Below are 17,637 nucleotides of genomic sequence, written 5' to 3'. Positions count from 1 at the left end.
CACCCAGTTCGTTGATCCCTTCTTGCAGGATCTGACCTTTTTCGTCTTCTTTGTAGTAAGCAACCTGTTCACGGTCTTGCGGGGTGTACTGCTGACCATTCGGGCTGTAAATACCAATCTGACGGAATAGACCTTCCATACCGAAGGTACGCGCTTCATCAGCGATGATTGGAACAATGCGGTCTTTGATAGACTTGTTCTTCAGCATCACGTTCAACGCACGTACGAAGGCGATAGTGGTAGAAATTTCTTTATTCTGCTCTTCCAGCAAGGAGCTGAAATCTGACAACGCTGGCATTTCCAGCTTTTCAGTGAACTTAGGCATACGGGTTGGCACATAGCCTTCCAGCGCCTGACGACGTTCGTGCAGATACTTGTACTCTTCGGAATCTTTTTCGAAGGTAATGTATGGCAGTTTTTCGATATCAGCATCAGCAACAGGTACGTTGAAACGATCGCGGAAGTGGTGAACCCCTTCCATGTTCATTTTCTTCACCTGGTGGGCGATGTTTTTACCTTCAGCTGTTTCGCCCATGCCGTAACCTTTAATGGTGTGGGCCAGGATAACAGTTGGTTTGCCAGTGGTTTCTTGTGCTTTTTTCAGTGCAGCAAAGACTTTCTTCGGATCATGACCGCCACGGTTCAGAGACCAGATCTCGTCGTCGCTCATGTCTTTCACTAATGCAGCAGTTTCTGGGAAACGACCAAAGAAGTGTTCGCGCACATAAGCGCCGTCTTTGGATTTGAAGGTTTGGTAGTCGCCATCCAGCGTTTCGTTCATCAGTTGGATCAGTTTACCGCTGGTATCTTTACGCAGCAGCTCATCCCAACGACCACCCCAAATCACTTTCAGAACCTGCCAGCCAGCACCACTGAAGATACCTTCCAGCTCATTAATAATTTTGCCGTTACCGGTAACCGGGCCATCAAGGCGCTGCAAGTTACAGTTGATAACGAAAACCAGGTTATCCAGTTTTTCACGGGTCGCGATGGTGATCGCACCTTTGGATTCTGGCTCATCCATCTCGCCGTCGCCCAGGAAGGCGTATACGGTCTGTGCTGAAGTGTCTTTCAGACCACGGTGAGACAGGTATTTCAGGAACTTGGCCTGATAGATTGCACTGATTGGGCCAAGGCCCATAGATACAGTTGGGAACTGCCAGAATTCAGGCATCAGTTTCGGGTGCGGGTAAGAAGACAAACCTTTACCGTCAACTTCCTGACGGAAGTTATCCATCTGTTCTTGAGTCAAGCGGCCTTCAAGGAAGGCACGTGCGTAAACGCCCGGAGAGATGTGACCCTGGAAGTAAACCAGATCGCCGCCGTCTTTTTGGTTACGAGCACGGAAGAAGTGGTTGAAGCAAACCTCGTAGAAGGTAGCAGAAGATTGGAAGGATGCCATGTGGCCGCCCAAATCCAGATCTTTCTTCGATGCACGCAACACGGTCATCACAGCATTCCAACGGATCGCGGAACGAATACGACGCTCCAGCTCCAGGTTGCCTGGGTAAGCCGGTTCGTCTTCTACCGGGATAGTATTGATGTAATCACGGCTGGCTGAACCAGCTGCAACACTCACACCACCTTTACGGGCTTCGCCCAAAACCTGATCAATCAGATACTGAGCACGCTCAACACCCTCTTCACGGATGACCGATTCGATCGCCTGTAGCCAGTCGCGGGTTTCGATCGGATCCACGTCATTATTTAAACGTTCTGACATGGTGGTATTCCTTATCTGTTTCTAATGGTTTATTTGGAGCCTATCTTCCTGTGCTTTAACCCCAGGCTAAAGCACGTGCCCTGGTGAAAACACCGGAAGATAGGCCCATCAGTTTAGTTGCCGCGTTTCGTGCTCAAAATAAGCATATAGAACCGACCCAAATGCAGGATAAGCTCTTAGTCCTTGCGCTGCTGGAGCCGACGCAAAGATCGCTCACGGCGACTGTGCTCCCGACTGAGGTCCAACAGAATTTCCTCGATAAACGCCAAGTGACGGTGTGAGGCTTCGCGAGCTTTCTCTGGCTCACGTGCCACAATCGCCTCAAAAATCCCGGCGCGGTGACTGCTCACCGTTGCCAGCATTTCGCGGCGCGAGTAAAGCAATTCAAAGTTTTGTTTAACGTTTTGTTCCAGCATCGGTCCCATGCAACGCAGTAAATGCAGTAACACTACATTATGTGCTGCCTCGGTGACCGCCACTTGATACTGCATAACAGCATCAGCCTCGGCATCCAAATCGCCGCTATCCTGTGCTTGCTGAATAACAGTATGGCATTCACGAATACGTTGTAGATCTTCATCAGTACCGCGCAGTGCAGCATAATAGGCAGCGACACCTTCGAGAGCATGACGGGTTTCTAACAAGTCGAATTGTGATTCTGGATGGTCGGCCAGCAATTCAGCCAGCGGATCGCTAAAGCTTTGCCACAGATTGGTTTGCACGAAAGTGCCACCCCCCTGACGGCGCAATAACAGTCCTTTGGCTTCCAGGCGCTGGATTGCTTCTCGCAGAGAAGGTCGGGAAACATCAAATTGCTTCGCCAACTCGCGCTCAGGCAGCAATTTCTCACCTGGGCGTAGCGTCCCTTCCAAAATCAGGTATTCAAGCTGCTGCTCGATAACATCTGATAATTTGGGCTGACGTATTTTGTTGTAGGCCATAATTTGTTGTAAGCCGTATTGAGTGAATCGTCTCTGCGAGTAGTGCGGAGTCAATTGGTAATACCAATTTCAAAAACGTGACGATAAAGTAACAAAGTATTCACTACCTGTCCATACGGACCTTGACCAAAATCATGAAACCCAGCACATTTTAACAACTTTACTGACAGCGTGATGCAAAGTGATAACGTCGCGTTGGTATTACCATTACCTGACACCTGATAGTTTTAACTTTTATGAAACGGATATTTAGGCAAGCTGAAGCGTTATAGTTATTTTATTTGTGAATTTAAATCCTATTTAAATGAATTTAAATTCATACAAGAACAAGAAAATCCTGTCTATTCCCTCTTTTTATCCTGAACACTGGTTTGACCATTATAAAAACGGCTAACTGGTGACATTTTGCGCAATAAATGCGTGTTACTGCTTTTTCTGAAAACAACAGCTTGATCACGCATCAACATTTTTATTGGCATTTTGACGAAAAATTAGCCGGATAAAATAAAAAGCAGATGCAATAATTCTCGCCTACCACTATTCTCTTTTAAACGGTAGCCAATGGAACAAATTCCACAAAAAGCAACCGTAAACAAAATAATACAAATAATGTAATCAAAATCTTACGCATAGTACGCGGCAACCATTTTGCCGGTGAATAGTGACAACGACAGAGGATGCAATAATGAGTATTCAACAGGAAGGTGCGGAGCTAAAGCGGGGGCTTAAAAACCGTCACATTCAGCTTATTGCCTTAGGTGGCGCTATTGGTACCGGGCTATTTCTAGGTATCGCGCAGACCATTCAAATGGCGGGGCCTTCAGTGTTACTGGGGTACGCGATTGGCGGTTTTATCGCGTTTCTGATTATGCGCCAGTTAGGGGAAATGGTGGTTGAGGAGCCGGTGGCAGGTTCGTTTAGTCACTTTGCTTATAAATACTGGGGCAATTTTGCAGGTTTTGCTTCCGGCTGGAACTACTGGGTACTGTACGTGTTAGTCGCGATGGCAGAACTCACCGCTGTCGGTATCTACGTACAATATTGGTGGCCGGAGATCCCAACATGGGTCTCTGCCGCGGTGTTCTTCCTCGCGATTAATGCCATCAATCTGGCAAACGTGAAAGTATATGGCGAGATGGAGTTCTGGTTTGCCATCATTAAAGTGGTCGCCATTATTGCCATGATCCTATTTGGTGGCTGGTTATTGCTGAGCGGCCAGGGTGGCCCGGAAGCCACTGTCACCAACTTATGGGCACAGGGCGGCTTCTTCCCCAATGGCATCATGGGGTTAGTGATGGCAATGGCGGTGATTATGTTCTCCTTCGGTGGGCTTGAGTTAGTCGGCATCACCGCAGCAGAAGCAGAAGATCCAGCCAAGAGCATCCCGAAAGCGACTAATCAGGTTATCTATCGTATCTTGTTGTTCTATATCGGTTCTCTGGCAATTTTATTGTCACTTTACCCGTGGGGCAAAGTGGTCGAAGGCGGCAGCCCGTTTGTACTGATCTTCCATGCATTGAACAGTAATGTAGTAGCAACAGTGTTGAACGTCGTGGTATTGACCGCAGCATTATCGGTCTACAACAGCTGTGTGTACTGTAACAGCCGTATGCTGTTCGGTTTAGCCAAGCAAGGTAATGGCCCGAAAATGCTGTTGAAAGTCGATGGTCGCGGCGTACCGGTTATTGCCATCGCGGTTTCTGCCTTTGCCACTGCTTTCTGCGTGCTGATTAACTATTTGATTCCGGGCCGCGCTTTTGAATTGCTGATGGCATTAGTGGTATCCGCACTGGTGATCAACTGGGCCATGATTAGCCTGGCACACCTTAAATTCCGTGCGGCTAAAAACCGTCAGGGCGTTATCCCACAATTCAAAGCATTCTGGTATCCGTTTAGTAACTACCTGTGTTTACTGTTCCTGGCCGGCATTCTGGTCATCATGTATCTAACACCAGGTATCCAGATTTCAGTACTGTTGATTCCTGCCTGGTTAGTGCTATTGGCAGTCGGTTATATCCTGAAAAATCGCAACCAGAGAGCCAAATCCTGATAGCAGGAAGCATCTTGTTATTGCGAGAAACCTGACGATATCGTCGTAAACGGGCCTGCTATTACTGCTGGCCCGTTTATTTTATTGAATTGAAATAAATTATTGAAGTGGTCCAGAGCGGAAACAAACTCCTCAGCCTGAGTTATAAATCAATTACCTATACCAGCGCACCATAAATAGTCAGTAAAGCAACAACCACAATGACGGCCACCGTGACTTTTCGCGCTAAGGACACCGCCGATCTGGGTGTCTGCACCGGATCTAAATGAGGCTCTCGCGCCAGCGAATATTGCGCCAGTTGGGTTAACACTTGGTACTGCGAGGAACGAAAGTCACCCAATGAAGCAAACCAGGCGGGTAAGGCTCTTTCCCCATGCCCCAATAATGCATAGGCAACACCCACTAACCGCACCGGTATCCAGTCAAGCCAATGCAAAATACGATCAATGCCGGATTGTGAGCGCTGTAAAGGAGTATGATGACGCGCCAACCAAGTTTGATACCCACGTAACATCGCATACCCTGCTAATGCCACTGGGCCATAGCTAACACAAACCACGAACCAGAAGATCGGCGCTAAATAGTAACGGAAGTTTATCCATAACAAGGCATTTTGCAGAGATTCCAGCCGAGCTTTTTCACCACTATCCATCGGTAAGCCATGAATAAGTGCCAACTCCTCAGCCATTTTATCAGTAGCATGAGCATCGCCCTGACGTGCAGCTTTCAAATAAGCTCGGTAATGTTTACGTATTCCACCCGCACCAATACACAACAGGCAAATGAGTATCCAGATAAGTAAAAGGGGTAAACCAAACATAATGTTTTGCACTAGCCGCAAAACCAGCCCTACCAGCACCATCCACACAGCGGTCAGTAAAATTGTTTGTACCAACGAAAAGTGGCGTAAACGCGTAAATACCACTTCTAGGCGATGATCTAGTTGCCAATGTTCGCCCAGTTTAAACAAGCGCTCCCATGCCAGCACCAGCAACAGCGTAAACAGTGTCATTAGCTCTTACTCTCCCTTTGTACTTAACCCGCCCACAAACAGGGCATATGCCTCCCGGCATGTATAAACGACAATATCAGACAAGGTGACAAGCTATACGTGCTCGACCATGAACCTCTGGTTAATACTGCATGACTTCTGTATTACGATGGTAAAGATGACTTCGCTAAATTCTGTTGATACAACGCCCAGTCAAAAGCAGGGCCTGGGTCAGTTTTGCGCCCCGGCGCAATATCGCTATGGCCTACAACCTGCTCTGCGGTTATCGGATAATGGGCAAATAACAGAGTACTTACCTCAGACAGGCTGCGATATTGTGCGGCGGTAAACGGTAACACATCCGTCCCTTCCAACTCGATTCCAATGGAAAAATCGTTACACCGCTCACGTCCGGCAAAAACAGATACTCCGGCATGCCAGGCACGTTTATCAAATGGAACATATTGAATAATTTCACCATCCCGGCGGATCAGGCAATGAGCTGAAACTCGCAGGTGAACAATATCGGCAAAATAAGGATGTTCATCAGGATTGAGGGTGCCAGTAAACAGTTGATCTATATACGGTCCGCCAAACTCACCAGGAGGCAAACTAATATTATGAATCACCAGCAGAGAAGGAGCTTCACCTTCTGGCCGCTGGTCGCAATGAGGGGAAACGACCCGTTTGACCCCAGAAATCCAGCCATTATCTAACTGCCAGTTATTTTCTAACTGCATAGTTTACCCCAGCCCCCTAACCTAAATAGTACACTGCAACCGGCTCTTTTATGGCACTTCTGCCAGCAACAGAGTAGCATGTTTGGACAACTATCTATCCGCCATTTCGGAGTTTTCTATGCCGACCCGCAGCTATAATGCCGACAGCCGCCGCGCCGAGCTATTGGAACGAATTCAACGCGATATCCCTTCAACTGTTGCTCAAGCCTTGAGTGAAGACCTGGGTGGTGAAGTCAACGCCGACCGCGACCTCACCGCGCAATTACTACCAGCAAGTAAGCAGGCAGAGGCAACCATCATTACCCGTGAAGCTGGTGTTTTTTGTGGTGAACGCTGGTTGAATGAAGTGTTTATTCAACTTGGTGCCCAAGTATCAGTAAAATGGGAAGTTAAAGATGGCGACGAGCTGGTTGCTGATCAGGTTCTTTGCCATCTGACTGGCCCCGCACGCATTTTGCTGACAGGTGAACGTACTGCACTTAACTTCCTGCAAACTTTATCAGGCGTAGCAACTGAAGTGAGCCGCTATGTGACCGCACTCTCCGGATTGCATACCCAATTACTTGATACCCGGAAAACAGTGCCGGGGTTGCGTACAGCGTTGAAATACGCAGTCCTCTGTGGTGGTGGTAATAACCATCGGCTTGGCTTGTCTGATGCTTTCCTTATTAAGGAAAATCACATTATTGCTGCCGGTTCGATTAAAGAAGCGGTTGCCAAAGCATTTTGGATACATGCCGATGTCCCTGTGGAAGTTGAAGTTGAATCCCTTGATGAACTACAGCAAGCACTGGAAGCGGGTGCTGACATCATCATGCTGGATAACTTCACCATTCCAATGATGCGTGAAGCGGTAAACATGCGCGATGAACTTGCCAAGACACAGAGCAGCGCACAACTGGAGGTTTCGGGTAACGTCATACTGGAAACACTACGCAGCTATGCTGAAACAGGTATTGATTTTATTTCAGTCGGGGCGCTGACCAAACATATTACTGCCCTGGATCTTTCCATGCGCTTTAAATAATCCTACCAAAAAATGATCGGCAGATGGCTCGCAATAACAGGCCCTTATTCTGTTTTGCGAGCATCGCCGAAATTATCTGTGATTCAGTTGCAATAAACTAAATATCCGACAGCACGCTTCGCAACTCACTCTGATCCCTCTTGTTAGCTCCTATTTAAAAAGCGCACTCTGCCCACGTTTTCTCACACACATGGAGAGTGTCAAATGACTAATCAACGAGGTTTTACATTAATTGAATTGATGGTTGCGATCGCCATCATTGCGGTTCTCAGTGGTATAGGTATTCCGTCCTATCAACGCTACATCCAAAAAGCAGCCCTCACCGACATGTTGCAAGCTATGGTTCCCTACAAAATGGCTGTAGAACTTTGCGCACTGGAACATGCCAGCCTTGATAACTGTGATGGAGGAAAGCAAGGCATCCCCACAGGGGGATCATCCCGCTATGTCAGTGCGACCACCATAGATAAAGGCGTCATTACATTGACAGGCCAGCAAACTCTCGCCAATTTGACTCTGGCGATGTCACCAACAATAGATAACGGCGGGAATGTTGTCTGGACCAGAACGTGCACCGCAGCAAACAGTAGCATCACTGACAACTGTAAAGCCGTGTTCCGCTTCAATGATAAGGTCTAATCAAATGACCGAACTCATGGAATGTCCACACGAGACAATAAATGATGAATTACACACCATTTGCCGCCGTTATAGATCAATAGCCTTAAAACTCGATAGCAAGAACCTAACCATAGCTTCACCTCACCCAGTCAATGAGGCGCTGCTAACTGCGCTGCGTTTTGCGTGTGGCCGTAAAATCAAGGTGGAATACTGGCCGGAGGCCAGAATTGAGCAATCACTCAATTTGAGCCCATCAACGCAAGAGCTCTTAGAAACTAACGTACCTATAAAGGGAGCTGATGACACATTACTTGATAATGAAAACGATACACCTGTTATTCAATTTATAACGCAGACACTCAGGTTGGCGATTCAGAAGCGTGCATCAGATATCCATTTTGAACCTTATCAATATCACTACCGCATTCGTCTAAGAATTGATGGCGTATTACACGAATCCCCATCGCCTACAGTTGAGTTATCTCGTCGTATTAGCAGTTGCCTGAAGGTTATGTCTAAACTTAATATTGCGGAAAAACGGTTAGCGCAAGATGGTCAGTTAGCTCTGGTATTAGACGGTATCCGCTACTCAATGAGAATAGCGACCCTCCCCGTGCAATATGGTGAAAAAGTGGTGCTGCGAATTCTCAATATGAAGCAGCAGCCTACTCTGGAAAAACTGGGGCTTACAACAGTGGCCCACCAGCAATTAACTCAAGCGCTATCAGCGCCTCAGGGGTTGGTTCTGGTTACTGGGCCAACAGGAAGTGGTAAGACAGTAACTCTCTATTGCAGCCTGGAGCAGCTCAATCAGGGACAAATAAACATCTGTAGTGTTGAAGATCCTATTGAGATCCAGGTTGACGGTATAAATCAAACACAAACCAACAGTAAGATTGGACTGGATTTTTCTAATGTATTGCGTGCCATGCTGCGTCAGGATCCTGATGTCATTATGCTCGGTGAGATTCGTGATAATGAAACCGCAGAAATAGCAGTTAAAGCAGCACTAACGGGGCATCTGGTTCTCTCAACCTTGCATACCAACTCCACAGCAGAAACACTGATACGCCTGACACACATGGGCGTAGATCGTCACTTAATTGCTTCCAGCCTAATATTAGTTATCGCCCAACGATTAGTCCGAAAATTGTGCCTGCATTGTCGTCAGGCATCATCAGTCCCTTTCCTGACATCACCAGATATATGGGCAAGTCCACTGCAACATTATCTTGCCGTTGGTTGTGAACATTGCTGTGCCGGATATTATGGTCGAACGGGAATTTATGAAATGTTAAATGTCACTCCGCCAATCCAACAAGCTTTACTTAATAATGTCAGCCCAGCAGAACTCACCAGGATTGCGCAAGAACAAAAACAAGTCACATTACTTTCGGCGGGTCTGGCATTGGTCGAAAACGGTATGACCACTCTCAGCGAAATTAATCGTGTTGTGGGGCTGCAAATACAAGTTGAGGCAATACCGTGAGCTATCAGCGCTTATTTTATTGGAGAGCAATTAATACTGAAGGGCAATTACAGACAGGTGCATTACTGACGACGGAGAGAAATACTGTCTATGAATATATGCTCCATAATGGGTTACAACCACTGAGGGTTAAGGGTGGGAAAAGATTATCGATTAGCTATTGGCGCGGTGAACGTCTGATTGCTATCACTCGCCAATTAGCAACATTATTACAAGCGGGCCTGCCTTTAGTGAATTGTTTGCAATTGCTGGCACAAGAAATAGATGCCTTACCCTGGCAGTGCTTATTACAGGAAATAAGTCAGCAAGTATCACAGGGGCAGTCATTATCAGAGGCAATGGCCCATTACCCTCATACTTTCCCTCAATTATATCCCCCCGTGATTGCAATGGGGGAGTTGACGGGTAATCTTGAGCAGTGCTGCATGCAGTTGGTACAACATCAAGAGCGGCAGCAAAAATTGCAAAAAAAAGTCATTAAAGCACTTAAATATCCAGTAGTTGTCTGTATTGTTGCGCTGGTTGTCAGTACTGTCATGTTGGTTTTGGTTCTGCCCGAATTTGCACAAATATACCAATCGTTCGATACACCATTACCAGTACTGACTGCCACACTTCTATTTATATCCGCATTTCTTACTGCATATGGGCCATACTTAATCGCATTATTAACCTTATTTTGTATTAGTTATATATATGTACGGCGACATCAGACTCACTGCCAACAATGGGAACAGAAACTTCTATTACGTATTCCATTAGTATCAGCATTGATTCGTGGCAGTTGCCTTAGTCAAATTTTTCAAACTCTGGCGATCACTCAGCACGCAGGTTTACCACTGACCGCGGGCTTAGATGCTGCACTCCGTTCCATCAATAATGACGCTTATCAGCAAGCATTGAAGAGTATTCAAAAACAAATCAATCAAGGGATTCCACTGCATGTCGCCATCACCCAGCACCCTCTATTCCCCCCGTTATGCCAACAAATGGTTCGTGTGGGCGAGGAGTCTGGTGCGCTGGATGTGCTACTCGGGAAACTGGCAGGTTGGCAGCAACAGCAAACACAGGATTTGGCCGACAATCTCACACAAATGCTGGAGCCACTTTTGATGTTAATTATTGGCAGTATTGTTGGGGTACTGGTAATCGCGATGTATTTACCGATATTCCAGCTAGGGGATGTTATCGGGTAAATAATGTTATTAGAGGAGGGATATCCGGTGGGATTTTATTGAAAAGAGGCGTTGAACTGCGCCTCTTTTCATCTCAATCACAGGCTCGTGATTGCTAACTTTATCAGAGCACAACTTACTCTCGAAAACCCAATATCAGTTACTGCCAAACACACGGTTTTCTTGCTCTGCTACGCGAATAAAAGTGGTGCGTTTAGTCAGTTCTTTTAAATGCGATGCACCCACATAGGTACAAGCGGAACGCAAACCGCCCATAATGTCGCGAACGGTGTTATCAACGGATCCACGTAATGGCAATTTAACCGTCTTACCTTCCGCCGCTCGGTACTCAGCAACACCACCGACATGGCGTTTCATGGCTGACTCTGAACTCATACCGTAGAACAGCATAAACTTCTCACCATTCTCTTCAACAACTCGGCCTTCGCACTCATCATGCCCAGCTAGCATGCCGCCCAACATGACAAAGTCAGCACCACCACCGAAAGCTTTCGCAACATCACCCGGCACGGAACAACCGCCATCACTAACAATCTGTCCACCCAAACCGTGTGCTGCATCAGCGCACTCGATAACCGCCGACAACTGCGGATAACCAACGCCTGTTTTCACGCGAGTGGTGCAAACCGAACCTGGGCCAATCCCAACTTTAACAATATCAGCGCCCGACAGAATAAGTTCTTCTACCATCTCACCAGTCACCACATTGCCCGCACAAATAACTTTATCTGGGCATGCTTCGCGAGCTTTTTGTAAGAAGGAAACAAAATGCTCGGAATAACCGTTAGCCACATCAATACAGATAAATTTCAAGGCAGGTGATAACGCCAAAATTTGTTTCATCTTGTCGAAATCAGCAGAAGATGTCCCGGTAGAAACCATGACATGACGTAAGACTGATTCAGGAACTCGTTTCACAAATTCGCCCCACTGCTCAACAGTGTAGTGTTTATGAACTGCGGTCAAAACATCGAATGAGGCCAGAACTTCTGCCATGCGGAAGGTGCCAACAGTATCCATATTAGCAGCGATGATAGGTACACCAGACCAATTCCAACCTGAATGTTTGAAGGTAAACTGGCGTTCCAGTTCGACTTCAGAACGACTTTTCAGTGTTGAACGTTTAGGGCGGATTAACACATCTTTAAAGCCTAGTTTCAAACCTTCTTCAATACGCATGGCTAATTATTCCTGGTTATTGGCGATAGATCGCAAAATGTGATCGGGCGTAAATCACGCCATCCCAGTGAAGCTATCATACGCATGAATAATTCTACGGCAAGACTGCGAATCCACCTTTATTTGCGCTACAATCCCACAAATTACCTGAAGAGTCTCAATCCCGTAGTTATCCTCGTACTCACTTCACTTATTTTTCCACGTAGCGCAAACAGAATGCACACCTTGCTATGCCTTAGCACCTGCTTTCAGATACAATTCGGCCACTCACTAACTGTATGCAAGGCTAGGCAATGACCTATATTGTGGCTCTCACTGGTGGAATTGGCAGTGGTAAAAGCACAGTCGCAAATGCATTCGCCAATCTCGGTGTTCCTCTGGTTGATGCTGATATTATTGCTCGCCAGGTGGTTGAACCCGGCATGCCGGCATTAATGGAAATCGCCTCTCGCTATGGGGAAACTATCTTGCACACAGATGGCACATTGAATCGTGCAGCATTGCGCAAGAAAATTTTCAGTGAGCCGCAGGAAAAAGCGTGGTTAAATTCATTGTTGCATCCACTGATCCAACAGGAAACCCAGAGCCAACTCGCCAATATTGATGAGCAGTATGTACTTTGGGTTGTCCCCTTGTTGGTTGAAAATGGTTTACATCACCGTGCTAATCGTGTGTTAGTGGTAGATGTGGCACCTGAAATACAACTCGCTCGAACAATGGCGAGAGATGGTATTACCCGCCAACAGGCAGAAGATATTTTAGCTTCACAGGTTTCGCGGCAACAGCGGCTAGCCTGTGCTGATGACATTATTGACAATAGCGGCGATCCCATAGTTATCGCCCCGCAAGTTACTTTATTACACCAGCAGTATTTAAAATTGGCAGCTGCGGCCCAACAGGATCTACATAGATGAGTGACCTCACCTCAACAATACTTTTTGAACACCCGCTCAATGAAAAAATGCGTACCTGGCTAAGAATGGAGTTTTTACTACAACAATTAGAAAGCCAGCGTACGTTAGATAATATTGCCAGTGCATTAACGTTTTTCCGCACAGCATCTGATTTAATTGATGTTCTTGAGCGCGGTGAAGTTCGTACTGATTTGCTTAAAGAATTAGAGCGCCAACAACAGAAGTTACAACTATGGGCAGATATGCCCGGTGTTGATATGTCGCTGGTGGATTCCTTGCGTAGTCAGTTAAAAAGCCGGGCTTCAGTATTGATGTCAGCACCGCGCATCGGGCAGTCGCTAAAAGAAGATCGATTAATCAGCGTTGTTCGCCAGCGCCTGAGTATCCCAGGTGGCTGCTGTAGCTTCGACTTACCCACTTTGCACACCTGGTTGCATCAGCCTCAGGAACAACGCAATCAGCACATCGATAAGTTGCTCACAAGTCTGACCCCGCTCAATCAGTCGCTAACTATTATTTTAAATTTAATTCGCCAATCCGGCCCTCTGCGGGCACAAATCAGCTTAAATGGTTTCTTCCAGGACAATGCCGAAGGGGCTGATTTACTGAGATTACGCCTGCCGCTAGACCCGCAGTTATATCCACAAATTTCCGGTCATAAAACACGATATGCAATTCGCTTCTTACCACTCGACAGTGAAAATGGTACCGTGCCGGCACGTTTATCGTTTGAATTAGCCTGCTGCTGAGTTTGTGATTAGTCGCTGGCATTGGATAGATTTTAGGAGAAAACATGGAAACCGAAGTCATCGAGGTCAACTGTCCGACCTGCGGCAAAATTGTTATCTGGGATGAACAAAGCCCTTATCGCCCATTCTGCTGCAAGCGTTGCCAGTTGATTGATTTAGGTGAGTGGGCCGACGAAGAAAAACGTATTTCCAGTAATGGTGAGCTATCTGACAGTGATGAATGGAGTGAGGAAGACCCTCTTCAACACTAACAGTCGCAGCCTAGCCAGATGGAGCAAACGGATGTTTTGCTCCATTTAACTTATCTTAACGCCCCATCGGCCTATGCTGTAAGTAATTCAATAATGGCTGCATTGGCGGATGGGAACTCCTCAGCCAACAAGTCAGACTGCTTCACCCAGCGCATCGGCTGGCCTTCACGGCCAAAGGGCTCACCATCCCATGCTTCAACCATATAAAAACTTAATGTTACGATGCGATCGGTAAATGTGTGCTCTAACACTTTAAGCAAAACCGCCTCTTTCACCGAAATTCCTGTTTCTTCCAATAGCTCACGTTTTAATGCAACTTCGGGTGTTTCACCCTGCTCAATTTTGCCGCCGGGGAATTCCCAAAATCCGGCCATATGAGAATCAGCAGCACGCTGGGTAATAAAAATTTCTTGCTGGGAATTACGGATAATCCCAACTGCAATTTGTAAGTGTTTCAATTATTTTCTCCTGTCAGGGCATCAATGCTGGCTTGAGCACTCTTCCAGTTCACTCGTACTAAAAAGATAAGCAAAATAAAGGGCGGTGTTTAAGCCGCCCTCGTTATCAATGCATCAACTTATGCCTAAAATATTACTGTAGGCGGCCGTGGCACTGCTTGTATTTCTTACCTGAACCACATGGGCACGGATCATTACGCCCGACTTTGCGCTCAAGGCTGGCTGCCACATTGGCTTCTTCCTGTGACATCAGTGCGCTGTTATCAGATTCGTGGCTAAGTTGTTGCTGTCTAGCCAAACGCTCAGCTTCTTCGCGACGTTGTACTTCCAATGCCTCTACTTCTTCCGGCATCCGCACCTGTACTTTGCTCAGAACGCTGATCACTTCATATTTCAGTGATTCCAACATTGCAGCAAACATCGCGAAAGATTCACGTTTATATTCTTGTTTAGGATCTTTTTGTGCGTAGCCACGGAGATGGATGCCCTGACGCAGATAATCCATTGCCGCTAAATGCTCTTTCCACAACGAATCAAGCGTTTGTAACATCACACCTTTTTCGAAGTTACGCATCATGTCAAAACCAACCACTTCTTCTTTACGCTGATAATCAGCAATCGCCAGTTGCAGAATGCGTTCACGTAAAGTTTCTTCGTGCAGTTGTGGTTCGTCTTCCAGCCATTGAGCAATTGGCATGTCCAGGTCGAAATCATTTTTCAGACGCTGTTCCAGACCTTCGACATCCCACATTTCTTCCAGAGACTGGGTTGGAATGTAGCTATCGATAACCGTTTTGAATACATCTTCACGGATACTGTTAATGGTTTCACTCACATCAGCCACATCCAACAGCTCATTACGCTGGCTGTAGATAGCCCGACGTTGGTCGCTAGCTACATCATCATATTCCAGTAATTGCTTACGAATATCGAAGTTACGACTTTCAACTTTACGTTGCGCGTTGGCGATAGCTTTAGTCACCCACGGGTGTTCAATAGCTTCACCTGGTTTCATACCTAATTTACGCATCATGCCAGACACTCGGTCAGAGGCAAAAATACGCATCAGGGCATCTTCCATTGACAGGTAGAAGCGGGAAGAACCAGCATCACCCTGACGGCCCGCACGACCACGCAACTGATTATCGATACGGCGAGACTCATGGCGCTCAGTACCAATAATGTGCAAGCCACCGGAGGCCAGTACTGCATCATGGCGAATCTGCCACGCTGCTTTAATGGCTGCAATTTGGTCTTCTGTTGGGTTTTCCAGTAAGGCAATTTCACTCTGCCAGCTGCCTCCCAATACGATATCAGTACCACGACCCGCCATGTTAGTCGCGATAGTTACCGCGCCCGGTTGGCCCGCTTGGGAAACAATTTCAGCTTCCATGGCGTGGAACTTGGCGTTCAGAACTTTGTGTTCAATGCCTGCTTTCGTTAATTCAGCAGATACCACTTCTGATTTCTCAATCGAAATAGTCCCCACCAATACCGGCTGGCCGTTAGCAGTACGCTCACGGATATCTTCGATAATCGCACCAATTTTTTCCTGTTCGGTCATGTAGACCAAATCAGCCAAATCCTTACGGATCATTGGGCGGTTGGTTGGAACAACAATGGTATCCAACTTGTAAATGGAGCTAAATTCGAATGCTTCGGTATCTGCTGTACCGGTCATACCGGCCAGTTTTTCATAGAGGCGGAAGTAATTCTGGAAAGTGATTGAAGCCAGCGTCTGGTTTTCGTTCTGAATTTCTACGCCTTCTTTTGCTTCAACCGCTTGATGCAAGCCATCTGACCAACGACGACCTTGCATGGTACGCCCGGTATGTTCGTCAACAATGATAACTTCACCGTCTTTCACAATGTAGTCAACATCACGAGTGAACAATACATGAGCACGCAGAGCCGCCGTTACATGGTGCATCAACATGATGTTAGCTGGAGAATACAGAGACTCCCCCTCTTCCATGATGCCCGCTTCTACCAGCATTTCCTCAATTTTGATCAAACCGCGTTCGGTCAAATGCACCTGACGTGATTTCTCATCCACAGAGAAGTGACCTTCGCCCTGGAAAGTATCGGAGTCTTCTTTTTCCTGACGAATTAGCTTTGGAATCAGCTTGTTAACCCGAATATACATCTCTGAACTATCTTCGGCCGGGCCGGAGATAATCAGCGGAGTACGTGCTTCATCGATCAAGATGGAGTCAACCTCATCCACCAACGCGTAATGCAGTTTGCGCTGCACACGTTCTTCTGGACTGAACGCCATGTTATCGCGCAGGTAGTCAAAGCCGAATTCGTTGTTAGTACCATAGGTGATATCCGCAGCATAAGCAGCACGCTTAGCTGGAGCTGGCATATTAGGTAAGTTGATACCCACACTCAGGCCCAGGAACTCAAACAATGGGCGGTTATTTTCGGCGTCACGTTGAGCCAAATAGTCGTTAACGGTAACCACGTGGACACCACGGCCGCTCAACGCATTCAGGTAAGCTGGCAGAGTTGCAGTCAGCGTTTTACCTTCACCTGTACGCATTTCTGCGATGCAGCGTTCGTTCAGTACCATACCGCCAAGCAGCTGTACATCGAAGTGACGCATGCCAAACACACGCTTACTGGCCTCACGCACGACAGCAAAAGCCTCAGGGATCAACGTTTCCAGCACAGCACCGTTCGCCAGACGCTCACGGAATTCGTCAGTTTTGGCACGTAATTCCTCATTTGTCAGCTTTTCGACTTCAGGTTCCATACGGTTGATAAGATCAACTACCTTGCGCATACGGCGCAGTGTACGATCGTTACGACTGCCAAAAACTTTGGTTAATAATTTAATTAGCATGATTCTTAATATCTCTTACAAAACCACCAAACCGGTGGTCAAAAGTTGTATAAAATTGGGGGAAGCCAAGAGAATAATTAGATGAAATTGGCAGGCCCGGCACGGATACCTTGCACTTGTGCAAGCCAAAGCCCCGGTTTATGCAACGAAAGAACAGGCCGTTTAATCTGCTCGGTATAGCGAATAATAGTGGGTGGTTTGAACTCGTGGGTCAGTAACGCATTCAGCGTATTCAACAATGCAAGCTGCTGAATTTGTGATGGTTGTACTTGTTCTGCCTCTGCCACTTCTTGCACCCGGGCATAAACCACTTGGGGTGCCAGTGCAAATGACAGGTGACGAATAACCGTGCGCAGTGCATGCTGTTGCCAGTAGTCTACGCTGAATGAAGGGCGACGATGCATATCATGCAGCAATGCCAAACTACTAAAGTTTGTCGCACCGTAATTCTGACGGCTTT

The 17,637-nt window shown here is 46.9% G+C and carries 16 protein-coding genes; 8 read left to right on the top strand and 8 right to left on the bottom strand.

Annotated elements, in window-relative coordinates:
• Positions 1-1,723, bottom strand: a 1,723-nt coding sequence (gene aceE / locus ACNSO8_RS12190; RefSeq protein WP_418394765.1) for a pyruvate dehydrogenase (acetyl-transferring), homodimeric type, incomplete at its 3' end; no start/stop codon positions are given.
• A gap of 176 nt (positions 1,724-1,899) precedes the next feature.
• Positions 1,900-2,664: a pyruvate dehydrogenase complex transcriptional repressor PdhR gene (gene pdhR / locus ACNSO8_RS12185; RefSeq protein WP_004389026.1), complete on the bottom strand. Its 765-nt coding sequence runs from the start codon at positions 2,662-2,664 to the stop codon at positions 1,900-1,902.
• Between the two features lie 685 nt (positions 2,665-3,349).
• On the opposite strand from pdhR, the gene ACNSO8_RS12180 reads away from it, so the two are divergent.
• On the top strand, positions 3,350-4,714 hold the full coding sequence (locus ACNSO8_RS12180; protein ID WP_019080495.1) for an amino acid permease: 1,365 nt from the start codon (positions 3,350-3,352) through the stop codon (positions 4,712-4,714).
• A 157-nt stretch (positions 4,715-4,871) separates the two neighbouring features.
• On the opposite strand, the gene ampE is transcribed toward ACNSO8_RS12180, so the two are convergent.
• Together ampE and ampD are read right to left on the bottom strand one after the other, a co-directional pair.
• Positions 4,872-5,726: a beta-lactamase regulator AmpE gene (gene ampE, locus ACNSO8_RS12175; RefSeq protein ID WP_005156820.1), complete on the bottom strand. Its 855-nt coding sequence runs from the start codon at positions 5,724-5,726 to the stop codon at positions 4,872-4,874.
• Between the two features lie 143 nt (positions 5,727-5,869).
• On the bottom strand, positions 5,870-6,445 hold the full coding sequence (ampD, locus tag ACNSO8_RS12170; protein WP_046051592.1) for a 1,6-anhydro-N-acetylmuramyl-L-alanine amidase AmpD: 576 nt from the start codon (positions 6,443-6,445) through the stop codon (positions 5,870-5,872).
• Positions 6,446-6,563: 118 nt separating this feature from the next.
• Between ampD and nadC the strand changes: the two genes are divergently transcribed.
• The 4 genes from nadC to hofC all read left to right on the top strand — a co-directional run bounded on the left by nadC (position 6,564) and on the right by hofC (position 10,778).
• On the top strand, positions 6,564-7,472 hold the full coding sequence (gene nadC, locus ACNSO8_RS12165; RefSeq protein ID WP_418394764.1) for a carboxylating nicotinate-nucleotide diphosphorylase: 909 nt from the start codon (positions 6,564-6,566) through the stop codon (positions 7,470-7,472).
• 204 nt (positions 7,473-7,676) lie between these two features.
• Entirely contained in the window at positions 7,677-8,111 is a 435-nt protein-coding gene (ppdD, locus tag ACNSO8_RS12160) for a prepilin peptidase-dependent pilin (protein ID WP_050132070.1), read from the top strand.
• The gene (gspE, locus tag ACNSO8_RS12155; RefSeq protein ID WP_373368246.1) at positions 8,023-9,582 is read left to right on the top strand and encodes a type II secretion system protein GspE; all 1,560 of its coding nucleotides are present in this window, start codon (positions 8,023-8,025) and stop codon (positions 9,580-9,582) included. The genes ppdD and gspE overlap by 89 nt, the downstream gene beginning before the upstream one ends.
• Positions 9,579-10,778 (top strand): protein transport protein HofC, encoded by a 1,200-nt coding sequence (hofC, locus tag ACNSO8_RS12150; RefSeq protein ID WP_050121620.1) that lies wholly within the window; start codon positions 9,579-9,581, stop codon positions 10,776-10,778. The genes gspE and hofC overlap by 4 nt, the downstream gene beginning before the upstream one ends.
• Positions 10,779-10,913: 135 nt before the next feature.
• Here hofC and ACNSO8_RS12145 read toward each other — a convergent pair whose 3' ends face one another.
• Positions 10,914-11,957: a GMP reductase gene (locus ACNSO8_RS12145; protein WP_005167093.1), complete on the bottom strand. Its 1,044-nt coding sequence runs from the start codon at positions 11,955-11,957 to the stop codon at positions 10,914-10,916.
• 293 nt (positions 11,958-12,250) lie between these two features.
• Here ACNSO8_RS12145 and coaE point away from each other — a divergent pair, with 293 nt between their 5' ends.
• The 3 genes from coaE to yacG are packed head-to-tail and all read left to right on the top strand — an operon-like array spanning position 12,251 to position 13,871.
• Positions 12,251-12,871: a dephospho-CoA kinase gene (coaE, locus tag ACNSO8_RS12140; RefSeq protein ID WP_019083971.1), complete on the top strand. Its 621-nt coding sequence runs from the start codon at positions 12,251-12,253 to the stop codon at positions 12,869-12,871.
• Positions 12,868-13,620 (top strand): cell division protein ZapD, encoded by a 753-nt coding sequence (zapD, locus tag ACNSO8_RS12135; RefSeq protein ID WP_005167091.1) that lies wholly within the window; start codon positions 12,868-12,870, stop codon positions 13,618-13,620. The genes coaE and zapD overlap by 4 nt, the downstream gene beginning before the upstream one ends.
• A 44-nt stretch (positions 13,621-13,664) precedes the next feature.
• Positions 13,665-13,871 carry a DNA gyrase inhibitor YacG gene (gene yacG, locus ACNSO8_RS12130; protein WP_408563496.1) on the top strand — a complete coding sequence of 69 codons (207 nt, stop codon included), beginning with the start codon at positions 13,665-13,667 and terminating at the stop codon, positions 13,869-13,871.
• A 71-nt stretch (positions 13,872-13,942) separates the two neighbouring features.
• Here yacG and mutT read toward each other — a convergent pair whose 3' ends face one another.
• The 3 genes from mutT to secM form a co-directional block, all read right to left on the bottom strand.
• A complete protein-coding gene (gene mutT / locus ACNSO8_RS12125; RefSeq protein WP_019080503.1) occupies positions 13,943-14,329 on the bottom strand; it encodes an 8-oxo-dGTP diphosphatase MutT in 387 nt (128 codons plus the stop codon).
• A gap of 133 nt (positions 14,330-14,462) precedes the next feature.
• The gene (gene secA / locus ACNSO8_RS12120; RefSeq protein ID WP_019080504.1) at positions 14,463-17,177 is read right to left on the bottom strand and encodes a preprotein translocase subunit SecA; all 2,715 of its coding nucleotides are present in this window, start codon (positions 17,175-17,177) and stop codon (positions 14,463-14,465) included.
• Positions 17,178-17,254: 77 nt separating this feature from the next.
• The coding region (secM, locus tag ACNSO8_RS12115) for a secA translation cis-regulator SecM (RefSeq protein ID WP_418394763.1) at positions 17,255-17,637 on the bottom strand (383 nt) is incomplete at its 5' end.

This window comes from Yersinia sp. LJYL362, from assembly GCF_048323875.1.
Note: the sequence above shows the minus strand (reverse complement) of the source record. Positions and strands in the feature narration are given on the sequence as shown.